General features: G+C 68.4%; 7 protein-coding genes. 3 read left to right on the forward strand and 4 right to left on the reverse strand.

Features of this window, described 5'->3' with window-relative positions; genetic code table 11:
* Positions 1 to 10 precede the first annotated feature (10 nt).
* Positions 11 to 1,570, forward strand: coding sequence for a long-chain fatty acid--CoA ligase (locus tag ABZZ22_RS22880; RefSeq protein WP_354936376.1), 1,560 nt, complete (start codon positions 11 to 13; stop codon positions 1,568 to 1,570).
* 86 nt (positions 1,571 to 1,656) lie between these two features.
* On the opposite strand, the gene ABZZ22_RS22885 is transcribed toward ABZZ22_RS22880, so the two are convergent.
* Genes ABZZ22_RS22885 through ABZZ22_RS22900 form a run of 4 tightly spaced genes read right to left on the reverse strand, consistent with a single transcriptional unit; the run spans position 1,657 to position 5,015 of the window.
* The gene (locus ABZZ22_RS22885) at positions 1,657 to 2,166 is read right to left on the reverse strand and encodes a pyridoxamine 5'-phosphate oxidase family protein (RefSeq protein WP_354936379.1); all 510 of its coding nucleotides are present in this window, start codon (positions 2,164 to 2,166) and stop codon (positions 1,657 to 1,659) included.
* 52 nt (positions 2,167 to 2,218) lie between these two features.
* Entirely contained in the window at positions 2,219 to 2,608 is a 390-nt protein-coding gene (locus tag ABZZ22_RS22890; protein ID WP_354936382.1) for a thioesterase family protein, read from the reverse strand.
* Positions 2,605 to 3,804 (reverse strand): fumarylacetoacetase, encoded by a 1,200-nt coding sequence (gene fahA / locus ABZZ22_RS22895; RefSeq protein ID WP_354936385.1) that lies wholly within the window; start codon positions 3,802 to 3,804, stop codon positions 2,605 to 2,607. Before fahA ends, ABZZ22_RS22890 begins: the two co-directional genes overlap by 4 nt.
* Complete coding sequence (locus ABZZ22_RS22900) at positions 3,804 to 5,015, reverse strand: cupin domain-containing protein (protein WP_354936388.1); 1,212 nt, start codon at positions 5,013 to 5,015, stop codon at positions 3,804 to 3,806. Before ABZZ22_RS22900 ends, fahA begins: the two co-directional genes overlap by 1 nt.
* Positions 5,016 to 5,121: 106 nt before the next feature.
* Between ABZZ22_RS22900 and ABZZ22_RS22905 the strand changes: the two genes are divergently transcribed.
* On the forward strand, positions 5,122 to 5,517 hold the full coding sequence (locus tag ABZZ22_RS22905) for a hypothetical protein (protein ID WP_354936391.1): 396 nt from the start codon (positions 5,122 to 5,124) through the stop codon (positions 5,515 to 5,517).
* A 627-nt stretch (positions 5,518 to 6,144) separates the two neighbouring features.
* Positions 6,145 to 7,419 carry an HNH endonuclease gene (locus ABZZ22_RS22910; protein ID WP_354936394.1) on the forward strand — a complete coding sequence of 425 codons (1,275 nt, stop codon included), beginning with the start codon at positions 6,145 to 6,147 and terminating at the stop codon, positions 7,417 to 7,419.
* Positions 7,420 to 7,470 lie beyond the last annotated feature (51 nt).

The raw sequence follows: 7,470 nt of genomic DNA on the forward strand, positions 1-7,470 counted from the left end.
GGAGGAGCGGATGCGACTCGTCGACTACCTGGACAAGGGCGCCTCTCTCGGAGCGGACGCTCCCTGTCTCGTCTGCGGCGAGGAGACCTGGTCCTACGCCGAGGTCGTCGAGCTCTCCAACCGCGTCGCCGCGGGCCTTCGGGGCCGCGGCGTCGCGCCGGGCGCGAGGGTGGCGATCCTGTCGGCCAACGACCCGGTCGCCTTCGCTTCGGTGTTCGGGATCAGCCGCGCAGGGGGCGTCTGGTGCCCGATCAACCCGCGTAGCGAGGCCGCGGAGAACCGGGAGCTCCTCGAGCTCTTCGGCTGCTCGGCGCTGATCTTCCAGTCGGCCTTCGCCGGTCTGGTCGACCAGATCCGGTCGGACCTTCCGGAGCTGACCACCTTGGTCTGTCTCGACGCGTCCTACGACTGGGCGCTGACCTGGGAGGAGTTCCTCGGGGACGAGAAGGAGCCCTTCGAGCAGGCCGGTGCCGACGACCTCGCGATGGTCGTCGGCACCGGGGGCACCACCGGGCGTCCCAAGGGCGTCATGCTCACCGGCACCAACCTGGAGACGATGTCGGCGATCACCCTGATGGCCTACCCGTGGCCGGACGCGCCGGAGCGGCCGACCTACCTCGCGCTCGCACCGCTCACCCACGCCGCCGGGGTGCTCTGCTTCCCGGTGCTGTGCCTGGGCGGCAAGATCGTGGTGATGCGTACTCCCGACGTCGGCGCCTTCCTCGAGCACATCGAGCGGGAGCAGGTCACCCACACGTTCCTGCCACCGACGCTGATCTACCTGGTGCTGGACCATCCGGCGCTGCCGTCGTCAGACCTGAGGTCGCTGCGCTGCTTCTGGTACGGCGCGGCGCCGATGTCCTCGACGCGGCTGGAGGAGGCGCTGACCCGGATCGGGCCGGTGATGGCGCAGCTGTTCGGGCAGACCGAGGCCCCGATGATGATCGCGACCATGTCGCCGGCCGACCACTTCCACGAGGACGGGTCGGTCGCCATCGAGCGGCTCTCCTCGGCCGGCCGGCCGGCGCCGCTGGTGACGGTGTCGATCATGGGCGAGCGCGGCGCGCTGCTCGGCTCCGGGGAGCGTGGCGAGATCGTCGTACGCAGCTCCCTGGTCATGCGCGGCTACCTCGACAACCCCGAGGCCACCGCGGAGGCGAGCGCGCACGGGTGGCACCACACCGGCGACATCGGCTACCTCGACGAGGACGGCTTCCTGCACATCGTCGACCGCGCCAAGGACATGGTGATCACCGGTGGTTTCAACGTCTACTCCACCGAGGTCGAGCAGGCGCTGATGACCCACCCCGCCGTCGCCGACTGTGCGGTGATCGGGCTGCCGGACGAGAAGTGGGGCGAGCGGGTCACCGCCGTCGTCCTCCCCCGGCCGGGCGCCGAGGTCGACATCGCCGGCCTCAAGGCGTACGTCAAGGAGCGGATCGGCGCGGTCAAGACCCCCAAGCAGATCGAGGTTTGGCCGGACCTGCCGCGATCGAAGGTCGGCAAGGTGCTCAAGACGGAGATCAAGAAAAGTCTTGCTCGTGGTGCCGAGGGCGGATCTGCCAACTAGTGGTGCCGAGTCGGCGGATCTGCCCCCGTGTCTCGCGAAGCGAAGCGAGCGAGAGGGGGCGGATGCGCCGACTCGGCAGTAAATGTTCAGCCAGCCGGAAACGATGGTGCGTTCGCGGCATACGCCACCATCCAGCTGGGCTCGATGGTGGCGTAGACGACCCCCGGCCCATCCCAAGTCTGCGGGTCCGAGCCGTAGAAATCGGTGAAGTAGGCGTTGTAGTCCTCGAACACCGGCCCCTCGGAGACCACATGCGCCTTGCCGTGGGTGAAGACGCCGATCCGCTCCCCGTCGACGTGGGTCGCGCTGACCGCCGGACGGGCGAGCATGTGCTTGGTCTTGATGGCGGTGGGAGAGGTCCCGAACAGCCAGCGACCGTGGCGGAAGTGGCCGTCGACGCAGCTCGTCCGCGGCTCGCCACGGGCGGTCACGGTGGCCAGCACCAGCACCTTCATGCCCGTCAGCTCGGTGACGAGCTGACGGGCATCGAGGCGGTGTTCGTCGTTGACAATCCCGGTCAGATGGCCGCTCGCGCGGCCGATCGAGGCGTCCAGGAGGTGTTGCAGGTCGGCGATCTCTTCGTCTGTCTCGTGCACACGAAGAGTCTCACCCCGACCGCCCCGGCTGCGCTTGACCGTTCTTGCGCGACTACTCGATCGCGGCGGCGATCTCCGGCGGGATGGCCGTCGAGCCCGAGCCGTCGGCGGCGACGACCACGTAGACGACCGATACGGCGCAGGTGACCTCCTCGCCCCGGCGGAACTCGTACTCGAGCGTGAAGCTCTTGGTGCCGATCCGGGTGGTGCGCACCGGGACCTGGATCTTGTCGCCGAGGCCGATGCCGGCCTTCCAGTCCAGCTCCGCATGGGCGAGGTGGGCGTCGACCCCGAACTCCTGCCACCGGGCATGGGGCATGCCGCGGACGTCGAGGAAGTGGTTCATCGCCTCGTCGACGTAGCCGAGGTACCAGCCGTTGAACATCACCCCCTGCATGTCGACCTCGTAGTAGCGCGGCATGAACTCGTAGTGCGTCGTCACCGGCGCTCCTTCGCGGGCAGGATCCGCCCGCTGACCTCGCCGAGCGCGATCCGGCCGCCGCCCTGCGCGGGCGCGGTGGCGGTGATGGTGACCTCGTCGCCGTCCTCCAGGAACGTACGCACCGACCCGTCCTCCAGCTTGAAGGGCTCGGCACCGGACCAGCTGAGCTCGAGCAGCGAGCCGCGCTGGCCGGGCTCGGGGCCGCTGATCGTGCCGCTGGCGAACAGGTCGCCGACGCGCAGCGAGGCACCGTTGGCGGTCATGTGCGCGAGCATCTGCGGGGCGGTCCAGTACATCGTGGCGTACGGCGGCTCGGAGACCAGCGACCCGTTGAGCCGGACCTCGAGGGCGAGGTCGAGCGCCCACGGCTCCAGCGCGGAGTCGTCCAGGTAGCCGGTCAGCGGAACGTCTCGTTCCGGGGGGCGGACCCGCGCCGCCTCGAGCGCCGCGAGCGGCAGCACCCACGGTGAGATCGAGGTGGCGAACGACTTGCCGAGGAATGGCCCCAGCGGGACGTACTCCCATGCCTGGATGTCGCGTGCGGACCAGTCATTGAGGAGCGTGATCCCGAAGATGTGGTCCGCGGCCTCGGCGAGCGGGACCGGCTGGGACATCTCGGAGCCGACGCCGACCACGAAGCCCAGCTCCGCCTCGATGTCGAGCCGGATCGAGGGACCGTCGACGATCCCGTCAGGGGTCTTCCGCAGCCCGGTCGGCCGGACGACGTCGGTGCCGGAGACCACCACGGTGCCGGAGCGGCCGTGGTAGCCGATCGGCAGGTGCTTCCAGTTGGGCGTCAGCGGCTCGGAGTCGGGGCGGAACATCTTCCCGACGTTGCTCGCGTGGTGCTCGGAGGCGTAGAAGTCGACGTAGTCGGCGACCGTGAACGGCATCAGCAGCTCGGCGTCCGCGAGCGGCACCAGGTGGGGCCGCACGTCGGTCTCGCAGGCGGGGTCGCTGAGCAGCCGGGTCACCTCCGCGCGTACGTCCGCCCACACCTGGGGCCCTGCGGCGAGCAGCCCGTCGAGGCCGCCCTCGCAGTGCTCGGCGAGACCCGCCGCCGCGGTGGCGACGTCGAGCACCAGGCCACCGATCCGCACCCCGAGGCGCGGGGTCGCGTCGGTGGCGGTGCGGAAGGTGGCGTACGGAAGCGCCGCGAGGCCGAACTGACTGTCGTTGATGTCCACCCACGTCATCACTTGCGGCCCCCTGCCCAGGTCCAGGCGTACTTGCCGTCGTCGACCGCGGCGCCGGCCTCGCCGAGCTCGAGCGGCCGGAAGGTGTCGACCATGACCGCGAGCTCGTCGAAGAACTCCGCGCCGAGGCTGCGCTCCATCGCTCCCGGCTGGGGCCCGTGGGCGTGGCCGCCGGGGTGGAGGGTGATCGAGCCGATCCCGATCCCGGAGCCCTTGCGGGCCTCGTAGTCGCCGCCGACGTAGAACATGACCTCGTCGGAGTCGACGTTGGAGTGGTAGTAGGGCACCGGCACCGCGAGCTCGTGGTAGTCCACCTTGCGCGGCACGAAGTTGCAGATCACGAAGTTGTTGCCCTCGAAGACCTGGTGCGCGGGCGGCGGCTGGTGGACCTTGCCGGTGAGCGGCATGTAATCGGCGATGTTGAAGACGTACGGATAGAGGCAGCCGTCCCAGCCGACGACGTCGAACGGGTGGTGCGGGAGGACGTGGATCGAGCCGGCGATGCCGCCGGCGCCCGGGCCGCGGTGCTTGATGTAGACCTCGACGCCGTCGGCGCCGGTCGGGGCCTCAACTGTCTGCGGGTCGGTCGGGAGCCGGAGGTCACGCTCGCAGTAGGGGGCGTGCTCGAGGAACTGGCCGTAGCGGGAGAGGTAGCGCTTCGGCGGGGCGATGTGGGAGTTGGCCTCGATCGCGTAGACCCGCAGCGGAGCATCGCCGACCGGCACCCAGCGGTGGGTGGTGGCGCGTGGGATCACCACGTAGTCGCCCTCCCCCACCATCAGGTCGCCGAAGACCGTCTCGACGACACCGGTCCCGGACTCGACGTAGACGCACTCGTCGCCGATCGCGTTGCGGTAGAGCGGCGAGGTCTCCCCCGCCACCGCATAGTGGATCCGTACGTCGCCGTTGCCGAGCACCAGCCGGCGCCCGGTCACCGCGTCCTGCGCCCTCCAGTCGTCACCGGAGACGAGGTCGTGCAGGCCGAGGTGGATCGGTCGCAGGGGGTGGTTGGGGGTCGTGCCGTGGTCGGGCAGGTCCCAGATGCGTACGTCGGTCACGGCCGAGGGGATGTGGCGGTGGTAGAGCAAGGAGGAGTCCGAGGAGAACCCTTCCTCTCCCATGAGCTCTTCGTAGTAGAGGTTCCCTTCTCCGTCGCGGTGTTGGGTGTGCCGCTTGGGCGGGATGTGCCCGCGCTGTTGGTAATGCGCCATGCCCCGGATCGTACGTGACCTCGCCCACACCGATCACCGGGGCCGAACGTCCCGAATTCGTCTCAGACACCCCCAGGGGCATGACCTGCTCCCTTAGGCTCCAGAGATGCCCTCCGAGACCCCCGAGACCCTCTTCGTGCCGCATGCGCGAGGCCGTCTCCTGCACGTCCGGGCCTGCCCCCAGCTTCTCGGTCTGGATGCCCCGGTCCCCGCCACCCCAGCACAGATCGAGACGTTGGGAACGTGCTCGTGGTGCGCGAAGGAACTCGCCGAGGAAGGCCGGCGATACTTCGACTCCGTCGAGCAGGCGGTACGCGCGCTCGACCCCTCGGGCGACGCGGTTCGTCCTACCGAGCAGGCGCTGGGCGGCGTCGACTTCGACCTCGTCTGGGTTCCGCCCAGCTACTCCTATATCGCGGTCGGGGACAAGGAGCATGCGGTTGCCTGGATCGGGCGGGGGTGCGTCATGCACGAGGACGGGCGGCTGATCGACTTCGGGTGAGTCTGGAGACAGGTCGAGCCTTTCGAGACCTCCCTCCCCCGCTGGTCGACCTCGTCCCCGCTGGTCGAGCCTTTCGAGACCCGCTGGTCGAGCCGCCGGAGCCGCTAGGCGGAGGCGTGTCGAGACCAACACAGTCACTTCGGCGATCGAGCTCACCGAGCCCCTCTGCCTCCGGTGGTCGAGCCTGTCGAGACCTCCCTGCCGGAACCACCAGCCCCCGGTGGTCGAGCTTGTCGAGACCTCCCTGCCGGAACGTCCCACCCGAAGGCCAGTCAGGGCCGCCGACCCGACTTCGAGGGTCTTCTCGAGGAACCCCGGAGTCAAGGACGGCCTTCGGCCGCCGGCTACGCCGGCCGCTTCGCGGTCCTTGACACCGGGCTCCCTCGAGAAAGATCTGGCTGGCTATCGGGGCGGCGGCCCGGGTGTGGCGCAGCGCATTCTCGCTTCGGAACGGTGATGCGCGTGGGGTGGCAGGGGTGGCCCTTCGAGCCACTTAGCGTCCACAGGTTTGACGTCGTTCGCTCACCGCGAAAATTGGCTTTGACCTGCACAGATAGGTGTTCGAAATGCCTTGGTCGGAGTAGAATCAGAGGCACTACGACACGCCTTTGAAGGGAGGTGACAGCCATGAGCATCGACCACTGGGGCACCAACCCCGCAGACCTCGTCTCGTCGGCTCTTGCTGCCATCGAAACCTCCCTTGAAGAGCTCCTTGCGATGGACCCGACCTACTGGCGCACCAGCCAGAAGAAGGACTACCTCGCGAAGGTGGAGAAGCTCCAAGCCCAGCAGGCCGCGCTGACGCTGCGAGTGCTCGCCGTCTCGGGTGACATGGCCGCCGAGACGGGCGACAAAGACGCCTCCGCGTGGATGCGTGCCGAGCTACTGGTCGACAAAGGCGCCGCACGTGCGCAGATCAAACTCGCCAATGCGGTGGCGAAGTATGAGTTGGTTGCTGCCGGTCTTGCTGCTGGCGAAGTGTCTGAGGCGAAGGCCCGGGTGATCACCAAGGCCCTCGACAAGGTCGCGGCCGACCCGTTGGCCACCGCCGAGCATCTGGTCTTGGCTGAGAAGCTGCTGGTCGAGTACGCCACCCAGTTCACGCCCAAGGAACTGCGGATCGTCGGTAGACGGATCCTGGTCGAGATCGACCCCGCCCGGTTCGAAGAAGCCGAAGCCAAAGCACTCCTCGCTGAGGAAGGACGTGCCCAGCAGAAGACTGCGCTGCGGGTGTGGGACAACCACGACGGCACCATCGGGTTCGACGGTGTTCTCCCGGTCTCGATCGGGATGCGGTTCAAGAAGCAGGTCGAAGCCTGGGCCCAACCCCGCAAGCAGCAGCTGGTCGACAAGGGTGCGCCCCTGCCGCCGTGGGAGCGGATGATGGGCCAGGGCTTCGCCCGCCTGATCGAGACCACCGACCCCACCGCCCTGCCCAGGCACGGCGGCGACGCCACCGTGATCAACGTCGTGATCAGCCTCGAGGAGCTCCGCAAAGAGCTCGGCACCGCGATCTTGGGGTTCGACGAGACCAACGGCACCACCATCACCGCAGCCGAAGCCCGCAAGATGGCGTGCAACGCCACGATCATCCCCTGGGTCCTCGGCGGGGACAGTGAGGTCCTCGATATGGGCCGGGCGAGCAGGTTCTTCGTGCCGATCCAACGCAAAGCACTCCGCTTGCAGCACGAGTGCTGCCAAGCCGAAGGCTGTGACATGCCACCGGAATGGTGCGACGCCCACCATCTAGAACCCTGGGCAGCCGGCGGGAGAACGGACCTGAAGGACGGGGTCCTGCTGTGTCCCCATCATCACCGTCTGGCGCACAGCCCTGCCTACATTCATGAACGGCTACCCGACGGCGGGCGGATTCAAGGAGTCAGCGCAACACCTTCGTTCTGAAGGAGTTGTCGTCATGGTTTATCGGCCGTTACGTGCTGAGCAGTGTGTGTT

It is taken from the genome of Nocardioides sp. NPDC006273, from assembly GCF_040613495.1.
Taxonomy (GTDB): domain Bacteria; phylum Actinomycetota; class Actinomycetes; order Propionibacteriales; family Nocardioidaceae; genus Nocardioides.